This is a genomic window from Bradyrhizobium sp. SZCCT0148, from assembly GCF_018129985.1.
GTDB classification, from domain to species: Bacteria; Pseudomonadota; Alphaproteobacteria; order Rhizobiales; family Xanthobacteraceae; genus Bradyrhizobium; species Bradyrhizobium japonicum_H.
Window position 1 is genome coordinate 209175 of record NZ_JAFCKT010000001.1, and the last position, 16098, is coordinate 225272.

Genomic DNA, 16098 nt, shown 5'->3' on the forward strand with positions numbered 1-16098 from the left:
TCGCGGATGGCTGCGCCGCCACGCGCAAGCAATCCGCAGTCCGTGCTGTTCGCCTGCGCGATGAACAGCGTGCGATCGCCGATGGCCGAGAGCCTGCTGCAGCACATGTTTCCGCAAGGGCTCTACGTGAAGTCAGCGGGCACGCGGAAGGGCGAGCTCGATCCGTTCGCAGTGTCCGTGATGGCCGAGCTCGGCCAGGACATCTCCGCCCACAAGCCGCAGACCTTCGAGGAGCTGGAGGACTGGGAGGGGCTGAATTTCGACCTCATCATCACGCTCTCGCCGGAGGCGCACCACAAGGCGCTGGAGCTGACGCGGACGCTCGCGGCCGACGTCGAATATTGGCCGACGCAGGATCCTACGACGATCGAGGGCAGCCGCGACCAGAAGCTCGCCGCCTATCGCGACGTCTGCGACCAGCTGTCGATGCGAATCCGCAAGCGATTCTCGAAGGTCGGCGCGGCGTCAGGCTGATCTCGTGCCCCGGACGCGGCGCGGCGTGCAACAGATACGCTGCAGAGCCGGGGCAAATCTCATTGCAAGCAGGCTGGTGAGTTCGGCTCAGCGTCGCAGCATTTCATGCCGCGCCGCGTCTGGGACACCAGACCACCCGTAACACCGGCGTCACAGATGGAAGGCACATGCTGTCGGAAACCTCGAATCACCAAACTCCCGGTTCCCGGGTTGTGAAATCAGCCCCCTTCCGATAGGTTCCGCGCGCAATTCACCCCCTGCTCATCCCCCAAATCACCTGATGCTTGGCCGCCCCAAATTCGTACTTGCCTCCGGTTCGCCGCGGCGCCTGTCGCTGCTCAACCAGGCCGGCATCGAGCCGGACGCGCTCCGGCCGGCCGACGTCGACGAGACGCCGAAGCGGGGCGAGCTGCCGCGCGCCTGCGCCAATCGGCTTGCGCGGGCCAAGGCCGATGCGGCGCTCAAATCGGTGCAGCTCGACGACGAGCTGCGCGGCGCCTTCATCCTCGCCGCCGACACGGTGGTCGCGGTCGGCCGCCGCATCCTGCCCAAGGCCAATCTGGTGGACGAAGCCGCGCAGTGCCTGCGGCTGCTGTCGGGCCGCAACCACCGCGTCTACACTGCGATCACCCTGGTGACGCCGCGCGAGGCGTTCCGCCAGCGCCTGGTCGAGACCCGCGTCCGCTTCAAGCGGCTCTCGGAGGACGACATCCAGGCCTATATCGGCTCCGGCGAATGGCGCGGCAAAGCCGGCGGCTATGCCGTGCAGGGCATCGCCGGCTCCTTCGTGGTGAAGATGGTGGGGTCCTACACCAACGTCGTCGGCCTGCCGCTCTACGAGACTACCACGCTGCTTGGCGGCGAGGGTTTCCCGATCCGCTTCGGCTGGCTCAACGTCACCGCGGTGTGAGCCGCCCGCCGAGCAGAATCTCGAAAACGATCCCATGCACAGTAGAATGCCTGACGCGGCGTGTGCCCTGCCGCCCGCGGAACCCGTTGCCCGACAGGCCCTTGAAACCCTTTCACTCCGTGCAAGCTGCCGACAATGATGAACGACCAGGTCAAAAAGCCCGCCGGCCCGCTCAAAACCTGCCCGATCTGCGGCAAGCCGCAGTCGGAGTCTACCCGCCCGTTCTGCTCCTCGCGCTGCCGGGACGTCGATTTGAACCGCTGGCTGAAAGGCTCCTACGTCATCCCCGGCCGCGACGACGAAGTCGATGACGTAGAATAAATAACAATATCAATTGCTTGTTCGGTTGTGCACGCCGCCGCCCCCCAGCCGCGGCAGCTTGTACACAGCCGGGCCATGCTCGGCGAAGCCACTTGCCGAAGCCGGGTGGACAGGCCGCCTCCGGCCCACTATAAACCGCCCGCTCGATGGGCTTTGGCCCCTCTCTTGGAGCAAGCCCAGGTAGCTCAGTTGGTAGAGCATGCGACTGAAAATCGCAGTGTCGGTGGTTCGATTCCGCCCCTGGGCACCATTGCTTCCTGAAGCATCTGCAGACGTGGCATCGCTTGTCAGCGCCGCTGTTTCCGGCCCGCCTTACCCCCGCCGCGCAAACACCAACTGCCCGACGTCGATCTTCCCCGCCCTGAACCCCGCCTCGCAGTAACACAGGTAATATTCCCACAGCCGCCGAAACGGCTCGTCGAATCCGAGCGCGGTCAGGTCGGTCCAGGCCTGGCTGAAATTGTCCCGCCAGAGGGCGAGAGTCTTGGCGTAGTCCTGGCCGAAGACGCGCTCGCGGATGACGGGCATGTCGAAGCGTTCGCCGAGCGCGCGCAGAATGTTCGTCGACGGCAGCATGCCGCCCGGGAAGATGTAGCGCTGGATGAAGTCGACGCGCTGCCGATAGCTGCCGAAGAGTTCGTCGCTGACGGTGATGGCCTGGATGCCGGCGAGACCGCCGGGCTTGAGCCGCTGGTTCAGCTGATTGAAATAGGTCGGCCAGAACTGCTCGCCGACGGCCTCGATCATCTCGATCGAGGCGATCCGGTCGAAGCGGCCGTCCTGGTCGCGATAATCCTGCAGTCGGATCTCGACTTTCTCGGCGAGCCCGGCTTCATGGATTCGTCGACGGGCAAACTCATGCTGCTCTCTGCTGATGGTAAGCGCCAGCACCCTGGCGCCATAGGTCTTGGCGGCGAATTCGGCGAAGCCGCCCCAGCCGCATCCGATTTCGAGCACGCTCTGACCGGGCTGCAGTTCGATGGCCTGCGCCAGCTGCTCGTATTTGTGCTGTTGCGCGGCGGGAAGGTCCACTGTCTCGGCCGGAAACAAGGCCGATGAATAGGTCATGCTGGAATCGAGCCACGCCGCGAAGAACTCGTTGCCGAGATCGTAGTGACGGTGGATGTTGTGCCGCGATCCCTGCCTTGTGTTGCGGCGCAGGAGATGGACTGCGCGCCGGCACAGGCGGACCAGCATGTTGCCGGCAAAGGCGTTGTCGACCAGATCTTCGTTGAGACAGAGCACGTAGAGAAGCTGCGCGAGATCGGGCGTGGTCCAGTCGCCGCGAATATAGGCCTCGGCCATGCCAATATCGCCACCGATGACGAGGCTGCGCGCGAACCTGTAATTATTGAGCTCGATCGTGGCCGAGGGACCCGGAAGCTGGCCACGCAGCGTCACCGTCCTGTGGTCGGGCAGGCGCACGTGAACGGTGCCGCACCGAAGTTGCGAGGCCAGGCGCAGGGCCAGTCGGCCAAAGAACGGGACGCCATCGAATTGCATGGCCTGATGGGTAGCAGTGAGGTCCATGGTCTAGATCTCACGTTGTTTCAAACGAGGCACGTAGGGAACACCTTTCAGCCAGAGCCGCATCGCTTCCCAATGAATGGCTGCGATCACCTTGAACGTCAGGAAGGGCAGGCCGACCAGCGCCGCCAGGAGGGAGCGGCTGGTCAGGGGACGACGTCGTCCGGAGAATGCTGCTGCAAACATCGGGCCTTTATCGCCGCTCTGCAAGATCCGGACTTTCACGTCCCGCTGCGGTGGAGAAACGCTGAAGCGGTACTGTGTTTCCATCTCCATGAAGGGCGAGACGTAGAACTGCTTCGCCTGGGTTTGCCGTATGGCACAGCCCGCGGCAACCTCCTTTACCGGCAGGACGTAGGAATGCATTTCGCCGAAGGTATTGCGGACTTCGTAGATCAGCAGCGCAAGAGCGCCGGACGCCGCATAGCAGAAGTAGACTGAAAGCGGGTTGAACACGTAGCCGAGCACCCTGGGATAACAGAGAAGCAGGACGCGGCCTCCCGAGAGGTCGATGCCGCGATCCGCTGCGAGGCGCCGGGCGTGTTGACCAAGGCCCGCGCTTGTGCCTTCGCCGTGATCGCACTCGTGGAAGCTGAAAGCTGCTGATCGATTGACGCCGAACAGCCGGGACTGGCGATCGGCTTCGTTCAACCTGTCGAGATCGATCAGCAGGGTCATCACGCGATAGGTGAACCTGTGCACCACGGGCCGCCATCGCGCGTGCATCACCTTTCCCCAATAGAGCGCGGCGGGCGCGGTCGCGTCCTCCACTCTGGCTGGTTTCGCTGCGATCATCGCTTCACTCGGCAGCCTCGGCCAGCAAGGGCTCCGGCTGGCGCCACGGAACCTCGCTGCCAAGTGCCTCGGCGACGGAGATGCCGGCCTGCAAGCCGTCCTCGTGAAAGCCATAGCCGGTCCAGGCGCCGCAGAACCAGGTTTGGCGACGGCCCTGGATGGTGGGAAGCCGTCGTTGCGCCGCGAATGCTGCCAGATCGTATTGCGGGTGATCGAAGCTGAACTTTCCGAACGTCAGATCGGCCGAAGGCTCGAACGGGGGGTTGAGGCTGACGAACACCGGCTTGCGGTCGTCGATGCCCTGCAGACGGTTCATCCAATAGGTCACCGCGACATCGTTCTGGGCTGGCATTTGCCGCGGCCATCGCAGGAAGTTCCAGGATGCCCAGGCCTGCCGCCGCTTCGGCATCAGGCTGGGGTCACGGTGCAGGTAAATGGTGTTCGGAGCATATCTGATCGCGCCGAGAATGGAACGCTCTTCGGCGTCGGCATCCGACAGCGCAGCCAGGGCCTGATCGCTGTGACAGGCCATCACCACGGCATCGTAACTCTCCTGACCGCCATGACTATCGCGGACGGTTACGCCATGCCCGGTGCGGTCGATAGAAGTTACCGCGTGACCCAGCCGAATGTTGTGCGCGAACGAAGCGGTCAGCTTGTCGACATAGCGCCGGCTACCGCCCTCCACGGTCCGCCAGCGCGGCCGATCGAGGTGCAACAGCCGATGATTGTCGAAGAAGGCCACGAAGTTCTCCGCCGGAAAGGACAGAATGTCGTCGGACGAGGACGACCAGATGGCCGCGCCCATCGGGCCGAGATAGTCGGAGAACAGTCGCGGCCCGAACGATTGCACGCGAAGATATTCGCCGAGCGTCAGGTCGTGCAGCCGGCCGGCGCGCAGATCGGTCACGGCCTGCCGGTTGAACCGCGCGACCTCCGCCAGCATGCGAAAATATGACGGCGAAGCGAGGTTGCGTGGCTGGGCGAACAGGCCGCGGACTGTCTCCAGGGCAGTCTCGCCGCCACCCCGCCATTCGAACCGGCCTTGATCGGCGGAAAGGGCGAAGCTCATGCAGGTCTCGACCGTGTTCACGCCCAGATGGGAGAACAACGAGGTCAATTGCGGATAGTTCGTCTCGTTGAACACGATGAAGCCGACATCGACGTCGAGAGGCTCGCCGTCATAGTCGATGCGAACGGTGTGGCTATGTCCCCCGGCCTGCCTCTCGCGCTCATAAACGGTGACGGCGTAACGCTTCGACAGGAGCCAGGCGGCGGCGTTGCCGGCAATTCCCGTCCCGATCACGGCCAAACGCATTCTCTTTCGCCCCCACTGAGGTACCGCCAGCTACGGTCCATGAAGCACCTGACAGGAAACGTTTGGTGCGATCGCCCGGATCACTTGGCTGGATCGTCGGGAACCCGCCGCCGCGGGCGAAACCACCCCGCGGAGGCGACGTATCGGCAGAGGTCGAATCGGTGAGAGCATGTTTTTTATATACGTTCAGGCGATCGCCGGCATGGCGCTGGCCTTCTGCCTCCTAATGGCACTGGCCTGGGTCGTTCAGCAGCGCACCGGCAATTCCGGCTGGGTCGATGCCATCTGGTCCTACGCGACCGGCCTCGTGGGCGCGGCCGCAGCCTTGTGGCCGCTGGACGATGGTTCGCCGGCCCGCCGGGTGCTCGTGGCGGGACTCGTGCTGCTTTGGTCGGTGCGGCTTGGGACGCACATCGCGCAACGCTCCGCAGCCGGGATCGACGATCCCCGCTATGCGAATTATGCGCGCGAGTGGGGCGCCGATGCGCCGCGCCGCATGTTCCTCTTCCTGCAATCGCAGGCGCTGGTCTCGTTGCCGCTGCCGTTCGCCGTCTTCATTGCGGCGCATGCGCCCGGGCTCGAATTGCGGCTGCAGGACTACGCCGGGATCGTCATCATCCTGGTTGCCGTTGCCGGCGAGGCCTTGGCGGACCGGCAGTTGCGGCAGTTCAAGCGCAACCCAGCGAACAAGGGGCTTGTCTGCGATGTCGGCTTGTGGCGCTGGTCGCGTCACCCGAATTATTTCTTCGAATGGCTGGGATGGCTGGCTTACCCGGTCATCGCGGTATCGGCGGACTATCCATGGGGGTGGGCCAGCTTGGCAGCGCCTGCGATCATGTACTGGATCCTGGTCCACGTGACGGGCATACCCCCGCTCGAGGAGCAGATGCTAAAATCGCGCGGCGACCGCTTTCGCCGCTATCAGGCCCGCACCAGTGCGTTCTTCCCATGGCCGCCGCGGCGGGATCCGTGATCGACCCTGGTAGCAGCGCCGCAAAGCCGAATGAATCATCGATGTGATCCGACGCGGCTCCCGGATCGTTAATTTGGCGGCCCGCTCGACAAGCCGGCCGGCTCAGGGCGACGGGAAACACGACATGACTCTTTTCTTGACCTATCTCGCGGTGGCCGTGACCTTCGTCGCCGTGGACATGGTCTGGCTGACCATCATGGTCGACAAGCTTTATCGGCCCGTGCTGGGCGACATGTTGCGGGCTAAGCCCGATCTGCCGGCCGCGGCCGCGTTCTACCTGCTGTATCCCCTGGGCTTGATCTGGTTTGCCGTGTTGCCTGCGCAGCAAGATGGCGGCGCGCTGCGCGCCTTCACATCCGGCCTACTGCTGGGCTGTTTCACCTATGCGACCTACGATCTGACCAATCAGGCGACGCTGCGGAATTGGTCGACCGGGTTGACCCTTGCGGATGTTTGCTGGGGCTCGTTCCTTGCCGGCATCAGTGCTTGGATCGGGTTTCTCGTCGCTCAAAAGCTGTCGCACTGAGCGACGGGCGCCGAGTCACATCAGCCTGCCGTCGCGTCAGTTGCGCGTCCGGTCTCCGACCTGCTCGAACGCTAACCTGGTTTCCGCGATCTTGTCGGACAAGGATATGAAGGCCTTCTGAGCCTGCTGCTTCGACTCCTCGTCGAGCACGAGGCTTGCAAGATCGACCAATTGGTCGCCCATGCGCTCCATGATTGCGAGCAGCCGGTCGACGCCGGCCTCAGGCTCGTCGGCCACGATTCGCTCGACTTCTCTCGCGATGGTTTCGAGCCGCGCGATCGAGGAGGTGAGCCGGTCGCGTCCACGTTCGGGAAACTCAATGATCTCTGCGGCCATGCACGCTTTCCTGCCGCCTTCAGGCCGCCGCCATTGTGGCCAGGCAATCCTTGCGCACCACTAAAATGGTTCGGTGCAGCCAGGTCTTGATGGTGCCCACCGGCACACCAAAACGCAGCGACAGGCTCGCGCGGCTCTCGCCTTCAAGATAGGCCAGAGCGACCAGCCTGCGGCGATCTTCCGGCAAGCGGGCCAGCGCGCCGCGGGCAACGGGTTCGGCGAAGGCGTAATCGAATTCCTCTGTCGGTGACTGCGGAGAGTCGGTCGCGACCGCAAGCGCCTTCTCCAATTCGACGCTCGGTTGTCGGCGAGTCCGCAGATGATCGATGGCGGTATTTCGGACGATCGCGGACATCCAGGCCATGGCGGGGGCCCGTCCGGAATCGAACCGGGAGGCATTGCGCCAGATCTTCAGAAAACTGTCCTGGAGGATATCATCGACGTCGTGCGGCGCGGCTCCAACGGCGAGCGCGATCCGGCCCAGCCTGCCGCGCATCAATGTATGCAACTCCGCGAAAGCACGTGTATCGCCTTTGGAGACGCGCGCCAGCAGTTCGGGCAGTTCCTCGCTTCGTCCGTGGCTTGGCGGGTTCGAACCAGCCATGTCCTGTCTCCGTTGCGTTTCCAAGAGAACGCTTCGGACGCAGGTCCGGATCACCCGACAAGAGAATGACGAGGCATAATCACAGGCGCACGAATGGCCCGATCAGCCGGCCGAGCAACCCGTTCATGCGCAGGTCGCCGGTCATCGCGACCAGGCAGAGACAGGGCCCTTCGTCGCCGACGATGGGACGATGATCGACCTCGTCGTCGCCATAGTCGAAATCCCCGGGGCCAAAGCGGCCGCCCTCATGGCTGAAGCTGCCCTCGAGCACCAGCGTCAGCTCGGTGCCGGTATGGCTGTGCTCGAGCATGCGCGAGCCCGGTGCTGACCGAAGCAGGAAGGCGCGTGCGCTGCCTGAACCGGACAGCTCGATCGGTCTCATGCTGAGACCGGGCGCCACGCGCCGGGGCTTACCGATGCGATAGTTCCGCAGTGCCGGCGGAAGATCATGGTCGATGTCAGACGCGAGGGGGGGCGCGGGGGTCTCCGCCGGAGACAGATGAATTTGCGCCATCACGCGGTCGAACGCATCGGGAGCGACCGGCACCGGCTCGACATCCTCCAGCGCGGCACCCGCAAGCTGCTCGATGGCCCGCACGAAGCGGGCGCACCGTGGGCATCCCGCCACATGCACTCCGACAACAAGTTGATGAGCCTCTTCCAGATTGCCGGCCGCGAAATCGGCCAGAAGCTCTTCCGGCGGATGATGGCTGATCGTCATGCTTCTTCGTCCAAAATGTCTCGCAACCGGTTCATCGCGAGCCTGATCCTTGACTTGACCGTTCCGAGGGGAATCCCGAGGGTGCTCGCGATCTCCGGGTGCGGCCGCTCCTCGATGAACGACAGCCTCACCACCGTGGATTGCTCTGCCGACAGTTGCTTGATGGCCGAGGCGATCCGCGCCGCGTCCTGTACGCGCGACATCAGCACATCGGCTGCGTCGGCTTGATCCGGCGCATCAGGCAGCTCGGAATCGGTTTGCAGCCGCTCTGTCCGCGCCCTGCGGCGAAATAGATCGATCCGCAGGTTGCGCGCGATCGTGAAGATCCAGGCCGGCGCACCCGCTGTCGCTGGATCGAACTGGTGCGCCTTTCGCCAAACGGCGATCATGGTGCTCTGGGCGATCTCTTCCGCCTCATCGGAGCTGCAACCGGCCTTGAGCATCAGCCCCTTGATGCGAGGCGCGAAATGCTCAAACAGCCGCTTGAAGGCCTCCCGGTCACCGTCGGAGGCGACGCGTCCGATCAAATCAGCCCAGTCCACCTTTACCTTCGGCCCTTTGCTCGCGCCAATCGACAGCCGCGCCACAACCCTCCGGGGTAAACCGGCCCCAGCCCGGATTGGCACCTCTAGAGTCCGGATAGCAGCGATCATAGCGCCTCGACAAGCGACCTCTTGGGCTGAAAACGACCGAGAAGGGCTGCCGGATCACCGGAAAATGCCTGTTGTTGCGGGTTCCATAACCTCGCGGAGATCGCGCTCCGCATCTGGCACCCGGCTTGCTCAGTCATGACCAAAGCCGGGCTTCGGCAGCGAGGCCCGTTTCAAGTTGAGGCATGCGATGCAAGAAATGTCCCGTTCTGGTACTGCCGGCGAACACCGGCTCGATGCGCTGATCGCCGATTTGTGGTGGCGCGTGCGGCTGTTGAACACCGATATCCTCGAGGAAGAAGCCAAAGCCGGCGTGTTCGACGCGCTTGCGCCGACGTATCCGCTGCTCGCACTCAATCTTCGCGCGCGCCGCGACAATCTGGTCGCCACGATCGGCATGCTCGAGCAACGGGCGAACTCGGTGTCGGAAGCGGCTTGAGAGCGGTCTCCTGCTACACCGGAAAGGTCAGCGACTTCGCCAGCCTCACCAGGTCGACCTGACGCCGGCAGCCCGTCTTTTCGAAGACGTGGATGAGATGGCTTTTCACGGTGCTGATGGACACGCCAAGCATCGTGGAGATGGCGTCACGCGTCTGTCCATCGCAGATGAGTTCGAAGATGCGAATCTCGGCCGGCGTGAGATCATAGAGCTGGACGAGCGCATCGTGCGGCAGTCGCGGCGGCCCGGAAGCTGACGCCACGAACACGGCGGCGGTGGCTCGCTGGATCAGGCCGGATCGCATCGGGCTGCGCCGCAGCGGCAGCACATGGATGACGAGAGGATCGCCGCTCGGGCGCGGGATTGGAATGCCGATGCCCTTCTGGCCGAGTGTCGCCTCGTCCTGCGCCGCTTGCGCGATGGCCGATTGCAATGCCGTGGTGGTTGCCGTGGACTGAACGGCGATCCGGCCATCTTGCGCCAGAATCGGCTCTCCGGCATCGAGCATCGCGGTGGCGGCGGCGTTGCTGTGAACGATATTCGAATCTTCGTCTGCCAGCACGACGCCGACCGCCAAGGCTTCGACTGTTGCGGCGAATGTCGCGGCCTCCACCGCCTTCATATCGAACAGATTGCTGATCGTCACGGCGCGTCGGATGTGGGGAGCCAGAAGCCGCAACCCGCCGATTTGCCCATCGTCGATGGGGCCGGCTGATTCGTGTTGGCTGAAGATCGCATTTCCGACCATCGCCTTGTCGCGAACAAGGCCGACGGCAACGGCATCGAACAGGCCCTTGGGCATGGCCCACTCGCGGTAATAGCGGTTGCTGGAGATGACGTCCTGTCCGACGGCCTGGGACTGAACGATTGGCTCGCCCAACGGATATTGCTGGATACGCGCCGCGCCGCCCCAGAGCTCGATGATATCGGGCCCGTAAGCGATCGCGTTCCAGGCCATCAGTGAGAGGTCGGATCCGGAGACCGCGTTCACTACGGCCTTCATGTTGGTGAGGCTGGCAACCGAGAGCGCGCCGGTGGCGAAGCCGAACTCGGTGCAGATCTCGTCGAGAACTGTGGTCCAGCGCCCGGGTGTGATCACGCAATCATAGATCCCACCGATGAGATCCGAGAATTTTTCGACCGAAGCCTGCTGCTGCATTCCGAATTGCTCACATGAAATCACTGACGTTATTCAGAAGCCGCATAGCGAAACGGCGTCATCCGGCGACGGTAGGGGCGCAACCGACCGAGTTTATCATTGCGATCCAAAGCGCAAAAGGGAACGCCGAACACAAGTGCTTGGGTTTCGTCGGCAGCAATCATGGAGCGTTGTGAATGTCGGGCCCCTCGGCGTCTGATTAAAATCACGGCAGCCGTGGTGCGCATGCGGTTGGCAACCCTGACCGAGTTGCAATTTTATACAACGCAACTTCGAATCGCGTGTGTTAGCATTCCCCCGGGGGATGGAATTAACCGTCTCCCGTTTTTGGAGGGATATGGTCATGACGTTGTCAAGCGTTGTTGCGCGTTCCGCCGTCGCCATCCCGTCGATAGCTCTGCTGATGTGCGGTCTGAGTGGAACGGCAGAGTCGCAACCGACGCCCGCCGACACCAGGCTTCCCAGCGTCACGGTCGAGGCACCGAAGCAGATGGCGAGGCCGCACCGGGCCGCCCATCATGCCGTTGGCCGCAGTACCAGGGTCGTCGCAACCTCGCCAACCCCGGCATCGGCCGCAACGAACTCGGATGCCGCGAAGCTTGCCAGGCTTGCCGCCACGACGAACAACTGTGTCGGCGGTTGCCAATCTAGCTTCAAGACGGGCAACCAGCCCTGGGTTGGCTGCAGCGCCACGGGCGGCGTGTATTCGGCAACATGCCGCAATGTCGGCAACTACAAGAGTTACGACGAGTGCAAGGAAGCCGGGCGCCTCACCGGCTGGCGGTCAGGTGAGACATCAGCGTATTGCAGCAGCGTGGCGTTGGCGGCGGGCTGGCGTTGACGTTGCTGCGGCTGCTCGCGTGCCTCTCCTCCGATCGAACGACGCGCGATTGCCAGCGGAGGCGATGAACCCAGCGCGTGACCCGTGACACATTTTTTTCCCACGGGCCAACCTAGCTTTGCCGTCAGGTGGTTCGCAGTGATCCACCAGGCAAAGGACAAGTCTCATGCGCAATACCATCCTTGCGGCTTTCGCGGCGATCATGTTGGCAGGTGCGGTGACGCCGGCGAGCGCACTGACCATCGTGCGCGATCATCGCGACCCGCCCATCGTGCGCGACCACCGCACTCAGACCATCGTCAGGGACCACCGCACGCAGCCCGAGGTCCGCGATCACCGGCACTAAGCGTCCCGGCGGCGGAGCCGAACCGGACAGGTTCGGCTCCGTGTCGCGTCATGCGAGGTCCGACCATCCTCTGCGCGTGGCGCGGATGTCCATTCGCGATTGTGCGGCTTGAGCACGCGCCAGGTTCCCGCCGCCATGCTATGGCTGCCTCCGCAACTTCCCGCGAGGCCGCCATGCTCCCCATTCCCGCCGATATCTTCACCGAGCCCGAGGACGTCTCGCCCGACGGCCTTGCCAATCTCGGTCCGCTCCGCCGTCTCGCGGGGCATTGGCAGGCGGACAAGGGTATCGACATCAATCCGAAGGCGGCGGGGCCGGAGCGGCGGACCTTCATCGAGCGCATCCGTATGGACCCGATCGATCCGCAGGCCAACGGGCCGCAGCTGTTGTACGGGCTGCGCTATCACATCCACATCAACACGCCCGAAGAAGACATCACCTTCCACGACCAGGTCGGCTATTGGCTGTGGGAGCCCGCGACCGGGCTGATCATGCAGACGCTGGCGATTCCGCGTGGGCAGGTGCTGCTGGCCTCGGGCAGGGCCGGGCCCGACGACAGGGAGATCTCGGTCGCCGCAAAGCGCGGCGACACCGGCTACGGCATCTGCTCCACGGATTTTCTGGAACAGGCGTTCCGCACCGACTCCTATCGTTGCGACATCACCTTCAACGACGACGGCAGCTGGACCTATCTGATCCAGACCGCGTTGTTCGTGCGCGGCGCGCCGTTCGACCATCGCGACACCAACACGCTGCAGCTCGTCGCGCCTCCAAAGCTCAATCCGCTCGCGGTGATCGTGAATGATCGTGCCAGGGCCGATGGGCCGGCGGTGTGAAGCGCGGCGTCGGAGACCAGCATGAAGCCCTATGTCATCTGCCTGATGCATTCCAGCCTCGATGGCCGCACGCATCCCAGTCGCTGGCGCCCGAAGGGTGCGGGCACGGACTGGTTCGAGAAGATCCATGACGAACTCGGCGGCGATGCCTGGGTGATCGGCCGCGTCACCGGCTCGGAGTTTGCCAAGGGCCAGCCCTACCCCGCGACGGACATGAAGCTGCCGCGTGAAAACTGGTTCGCGCGGCGCGACGCCAAGACCTATGGAATCGTGCTCGATGCGCAGGGCAAGATCGGCTGGGGCCGCCCGGACATCGGCGGCGATCCGATCGTCGTCGTGCTGACCGAGGGCGTGCCGGATTCGCATCTCGCCGGCCTGCGCGGCGAGGGCGTATCCTACATCTTCGCCGGCCAATCCGAGCTCGATCTGGCGCTGGCGCTCGACATCCTCCACCACGAACTCGGGGTGAAGCGGCTGCTGGTCGAAGGCGGCGGCGTCGCCAATGGCGCGTTCCTGCGGGCTGGTCTGATCGACGAGTTCAATCTGATCCTCAGCCCCGCGATCGACGGCGCCACGGGCGCGCCCTTCGTGTTCTCTTCGACGGAGGCCGATAGCGATAAGCGCGCACCGATCGCCGCGATGTCGCTGGAGAGCACGCGCGAACTCGGCGGCGGCGTCCTGCTGTTGCGTTACCTGATCGAGAACGATCCGCAAGCCGTGAGCCGGTAAGGCGCGGTCATGCCCGAGGCATCACAGCATATCGTCATCGTTGGCGCGGGGGCAGCCGGCCTGATGGCGGCGCGCGAGCTGGCGCGGGCCGGCCGCAAGGTGACGGTGCTGGAGGCGCGCGAGCGTTGCGGCGGCCGTATCCATCCGTTGCCGGACGCGGAGTTCGGCTATCGCGCCGAAGCCGGCGCCGAATTCGTCCATGGCGAGGCACCGGTCACGCGCGGGTTGCTGCGCGAGGCCGGGCTGTCCCTTCACGAAATCGCAGGCGAGCGGTGGAGCTTCGACGGGACGACGCTCTCGCGCGAAGACCGCGACGATCCGCACGAAGCCGAGCTGCAAGCCGTGCTTCGGGACCTGAAGGAAGATCTCCCCGTCGCCGAATTCCTGCGCCGGCATTTCGCCGGGGAGAAATACGCGCCGATGCGCCGTTCGATCGAGCGGATGGTCGAGGGCTACGACGCGGCCGACCCCGAGCGCGCCTCGACGCTGGCGCTGCGCGAGGAATGGATGGATGGCGGGCACGCCGCGCAGGCGCGCATCGATGGCGGCTATGGCGCGCTGATCGACTTCCTGGTGGCTGACTGCCGCCGGTTGGGAGTGACTCTCCAGCTCGGCTGCGTAGTCTCGGCGATCGAGGATAACAGCGATAGGGCGGCCGTTCGCTGCGTCGGCGGCGATGTCCATGGCTGCGATCGCGTGATCCTCACGGTACCGTTGCCTTTGCTGCGCGAGGTGGCGCTGCCGGCGAGCGTACGCGAGAAGCTTGCTGCGGCGGGCGACATCGGCTTCGGCAACGTCATCAAGATCCTGCTGTGCTTCGCGCGGCCATGGTGGCAAGAGCGACACCTGGATCTGGCGGGCATGACCTTCCTGTTGTCGGAGAGGGCCATCCCGGTGTGGTGGACGCAATATCCGAGAGGGCAAGCCGTGCTGACCGGCTGGTTCGGCGGCCCGCGCACGGCAGGGTTGGACAGCCTCGATCCGCAAGGATTGGTCGAGGCCGGACTCGATTCGCTCGCCGCCATCTTCAAGCTGTCGCGCGAAGACGTCGCGCGCGATCTCGTGGCCGCGGCGGCGACCAACTGGGCGCATGATCCCTTTGCCCGCGGGGCCTATTCCTGGGCGACGCCACGAACGCGCGCTGCACAAGAAATTCTCGCGCGCGCCGATGGTCGGGTGCTGTTCTCCGGAGAAGCGCTCTATCGCGGCCGTGACATGGGCACGGTGGAAGCCGCGCTGGCGAGCGGGTTGATGACGGCGGGACTTATCCTGCGAGGCTAAAGAAAAAGGCCCGCATTTCTGCGGGCCTCATCTCTTACCAGCGTCCGCCGCCGAAGCTGAACGTCACGCCGGGACCGCCGCCGCCGTAATAACCATACGGTCCGCCGCCGTAGTAGCCGTGATGGCGCGGATAATAACCATAGTTCCGGTGGTGCGGACGATAATAGCCGTGATGGCGGTGGTGAGGACGCCAATGATGATGGCGATGTCCATGGTGCCGGTGCTGCGCGCTGATGTCGGTCGATTGGGCAGCGGGCGCGTTCTGCTTTGCGCTCGAGTTGCCGGCCGCGTTCGCCGCCGATCCGCCGGCAAGCGCCGCAGCCCCGACCGCGATCGCGACAATGAGATACTTCATGGTGTCATCACTCCAGTTGAATGTCGTGAGACAACAGATGGGTGTCTGCTCCGTTCCGGCTAGCGCGGGCGTCGAAACGACGCAGCACGGCGTGCGATGTGCGGCGAATGAGCGTACGCAGCGACATCTATTGTCGCATCGTCGGCTTTGATCGCATTGCTGCCATTACTTGGCCGCGAATGACGCGACCACGTCGGCGGTTGTGACGATGCGCGCAAACTCTCCGTTGAGGTTCGACAGCGTCATCGCATGGATTTCCTCGGCTGAATGCTCGTCGCCGTCGGGCCCGATGCGGTCGAAGGTCCATGTCGCATCGCGCACCAGGTGCGCGTCGAAGGCGAGATTACCGGCCATCCGCGTTGTCGTCTCCACGCAGTGATTGGTGGTGGCACCGCAGATCACGAGCGTGCCGATGCGGCCAGCACGCAGGCGCTGCTCCAGGTCGGTGCCGATGAAGGCACTGTTGACGCGCTTGACGATCACGGTCTCGCCCGGCTGCTCGCGGGCCTCGTCCTTGACGGCATAGCCGGACCGCGACGGCAGAAACGGCGAAGTCGACTTCGTGCCTTCATGGCGGATATGAAAGATCGGCGCGCCGTGCGTCCTGAAAGCCCCCAGCAGATCAGCGATGCGCGCCACCGCATCCGGATTGTTGCGCCGCTTTCCCGCCGCTTCCCATTCGTCGAACGCGCGCTGGACGTCGACGACGATGAGGGCGGGGAGGGGGTGAGGCATGGAGAGTTCTCGCGGGCTGCGGATGCGAATATGAGGGGCGACGGAAATGGTGCGCAATGCCAAACTTCCCTCGTTTCGAGACGGCTTGTGCCCGGCTGCGGAAACAGTGCTCCGCGCTGCACCGTGGCCGGGATACGGAGTGAGTTGCGCCACCTTGCTGAGGATCAAAGCGGCGGGAACTGGCCGGTCTAATGTCCACGTCCCACATGGATGCAGTACCGA

The 16098-nt window shown here is 64.2% G+C and carries 21 protein-coding genes and 1 tRNA gene; 12 read left to right on the forward strand and 10 right to left on the reverse strand.

The genetic code is table 11. From position 1 onward, the window contains the following. Window positions 1-6 precede the first annotated feature (6 nt). The 4 genes from JQ580_RS01045 to JQ580_RS01060 all read left to right on the forward strand — a co-directional run bounded on the left by JQ580_RS01045 (window position 7) and on the right by JQ580_RS01060 (window position 1955). A complete protein-coding gene (locus JQ580_RS01045) occupies window positions 7-474 on the forward strand; it encodes an arsenate-mycothiol transferase ArsC (protein WP_212277906.1) in 468 nt (155 codons plus the stop codon). Between the two features lie 280 nt (window positions 475-754). Beyond that, window positions 755-1384, forward strand: coding sequence for a Maf-like protein (locus tag JQ580_RS01050; protein WP_212277907.1), 630 nt, complete (start codon window positions 755-757; stop codon window positions 1382-1384). Between the two features lie 138 nt (window positions 1385-1522). Further along, window positions 1523-1705: a DNA gyrase inhibitor YacG gene (gene yacG, locus JQ580_RS01055; RefSeq protein ID WP_212279169.1), complete on the forward strand. Its 183-nt coding sequence runs from the start codon at window positions 1523-1525 to the stop codon at window positions 1703-1705. A 174-nt stretch (window positions 1706-1879) separates the two neighbouring features. After that, window positions 1880-1955, forward strand: a tRNA-Phe gene (locus JQ580_RS01060). A gap of 62 nt (window positions 1956-2017) precedes the next feature. On the opposite strand, the gene JQ580_RS01065 is transcribed toward JQ580_RS01060, so the two are convergent. The 3 genes from JQ580_RS01065 to JQ580_RS01075 are packed head-to-tail and all read right to left on the reverse strand — an operon-like array spanning window position 2018 to window position 5345. Further along, window positions 2018-3235 (reverse strand): SAM-dependent methyltransferase, encoded by a 1218-nt coding sequence (locus JQ580_RS01065; RefSeq protein ID WP_212277908.1) that lies wholly within the window; start codon window positions 3233-3235, stop codon window positions 2018-2020. A 3-nt stretch (window positions 3236-3238) separates the two neighbouring features. Then, window positions 3239-4027, reverse strand: coding sequence for a DUF1365 domain-containing protein (locus JQ580_RS01070; RefSeq protein ID WP_212277909.1), 789 nt, complete (start codon window positions 4025-4027; stop codon window positions 3239-3241). A 4-nt stretch (window positions 4028-4031) separates the two neighbouring features. Continuing rightward, window positions 4032-5345, reverse strand: coding sequence for an NAD(P)/FAD-dependent oxidoreductase (locus JQ580_RS01075; RefSeq protein WP_212277910.1), 1314 nt, complete (start codon window positions 5343-5345; stop codon window positions 4032-4034). 202 nt (window positions 5346-5547) lie between these two features. On the opposite strand from JQ580_RS01075, the gene JQ580_RS01080 reads away from it, so the two are divergent. Together JQ580_RS01080 and JQ580_RS01085 are read left to right on the forward strand one after the other, a co-directional pair. Then, the gene (locus JQ580_RS01080; protein WP_409363188.1) at window positions 5548-6318 is read left to right on the forward strand and encodes a DUF1295 domain-containing protein; all 771 of its coding nucleotides are present in this window, start codon (window positions 5548-5550) and stop codon (window positions 6316-6318) included. 136 nt (window positions 6319-6454) lie between these two features. Next, on the forward strand, window positions 6455-6844 hold the full coding sequence (locus tag JQ580_RS01085) for a DUF2177 family protein (protein ID WP_311981879.1): 390 nt from the start codon (window positions 6455-6457) through the stop codon (window positions 6842-6844). 36 nt (window positions 6845-6880) lie between these two features. Here the strand turns inward: JQ580_RS01085 and JQ580_RS01090 are convergent, their stop codons facing one another. From JQ580_RS01090 to JQ580_RS01105, 4 genes are all read right to left on the reverse strand, one after another. Further along, entirely contained in the window at window positions 6881-7180 is a 300-nt protein-coding gene (locus JQ580_RS01090) for a hypothetical protein (RefSeq protein ID WP_212277913.1), read from the reverse strand. 19 nt (window positions 7181-7199) lie between these two features. Beyond that, window positions 7200-7784 carry an RNA polymerase sigma factor gene (locus JQ580_RS01095; RefSeq protein ID WP_212277914.1) on the reverse strand — a complete coding sequence of 195 codons (585 nt, stop codon included), beginning with the start codon at window positions 7782-7784 and terminating at the stop codon, window positions 7200-7202. 79 nt (window positions 7785-7863) lie between these two features. Next, on the reverse strand, window positions 7864-8505 hold the full coding sequence (locus JQ580_RS01100; RefSeq protein WP_212277915.1) for a ChrR family anti-sigma-E factor: 642 nt from the start codon (window positions 8503-8505) through the stop codon (window positions 7864-7866). Further along, window positions 8502-9047, reverse strand: a complete 546-nt coding sequence (locus JQ580_RS01105; RefSeq protein WP_212279170.1) for a sigma-70 family RNA polymerase sigma factor — start codon at window positions 9045-9047, stop codon at window positions 8502-8504. Before JQ580_RS01105 ends, JQ580_RS01100 begins: the two co-directional genes overlap by 4 nt. Window positions 9048-9345: 298 nt before the next feature. Here JQ580_RS01105 and JQ580_RS01110 point away from each other — a divergent pair, with 298 nt between their 5' ends. Then, a complete protein-coding gene (locus JQ580_RS01110) occupies window positions 9346-9594 on the forward strand; it encodes a hypothetical protein (protein WP_212277916.1) in 249 nt (82 codons plus the stop codon). A gap of 13 nt (window positions 9595-9607) precedes the next feature. Here JQ580_RS01110 and JQ580_RS01115 read toward each other — a convergent pair whose 3' ends face one another. Further along, a complete protein-coding gene (locus JQ580_RS01115; protein ID WP_212277917.1) occupies window positions 9608-10753 on the reverse strand; it encodes a helix-turn-helix transcriptional regulator in 1146 nt (381 codons plus the stop codon). Window positions 10754-11096: 343 nt separating this feature from the next. Here JQ580_RS01115 and JQ580_RS01120 point away from each other — a divergent pair, with 343 nt between their 5' ends. From JQ580_RS01120 to JQ580_RS01140, 5 genes are all read left to right on the forward strand, one after another. Further along, window positions 11097-11594, forward strand: a complete 498-nt coding sequence (locus tag JQ580_RS01120; RefSeq protein ID WP_212277918.1) for a hypothetical protein — start codon at window positions 11097-11099, stop codon at window positions 11592-11594. Window positions 11595-11760: 166 nt separating this feature from the next. Then, the gene (locus JQ580_RS01125) at window positions 11761-11940 is read left to right on the forward strand and encodes a hypothetical protein (RefSeq protein WP_212277919.1); all 180 of its coding nucleotides are present in this window, start codon (window positions 11761-11763) and stop codon (window positions 11938-11940) included. A 173-nt stretch (window positions 11941-12113) separates the two neighbouring features. Then, a complete protein-coding gene (locus JQ580_RS01130; RefSeq protein ID WP_212277920.1) occupies window positions 12114-12776 on the forward strand; it encodes an FABP family protein in 663 nt (220 codons plus the stop codon). 21 nt (window positions 12777-12797) lie between these two features. Continuing rightward, window positions 12798-13505: a dihydrofolate reductase family protein gene (locus JQ580_RS01135; protein WP_212277921.1), complete on the forward strand. Its 708-nt coding sequence runs from the start codon at window positions 12798-12800 to the stop codon at window positions 13503-13505. A gap of 9 nt (window positions 13506-13514) precedes the next feature. Then, window positions 13515-14786 carry a flavin monoamine oxidase family protein gene (locus tag JQ580_RS01140; RefSeq protein WP_212277922.1) on the forward strand — a complete coding sequence of 424 codons (1272 nt, stop codon included), beginning with the start codon at window positions 13515-13517 and terminating at the stop codon, window positions 14784-14786. Window positions 14787-14820: 34 nt separating this feature from the next. Here the strand turns inward: JQ580_RS01140 and JQ580_RS01145 are convergent, their stop codons facing one another. Both JQ580_RS01145 and JQ580_RS01150 read right to left on the reverse strand, forming a co-directional pair. Next, complete coding sequence (locus JQ580_RS01145) at window positions 14821-15141, reverse strand: hypothetical protein (protein ID WP_212277923.1); 321 nt, start codon at window positions 15139-15141, stop codon at window positions 14821-14823. Between the two features lie 165 nt (window positions 15142-15306). Next, on the reverse strand, window positions 15307-15876 hold the full coding sequence (locus JQ580_RS01150; protein WP_212279171.1) for a cysteine hydrolase family protein: 570 nt from the start codon (window positions 15874-15876) through the stop codon (window positions 15307-15309). Window positions 15877-16098 lie beyond the last annotated feature (222 nt).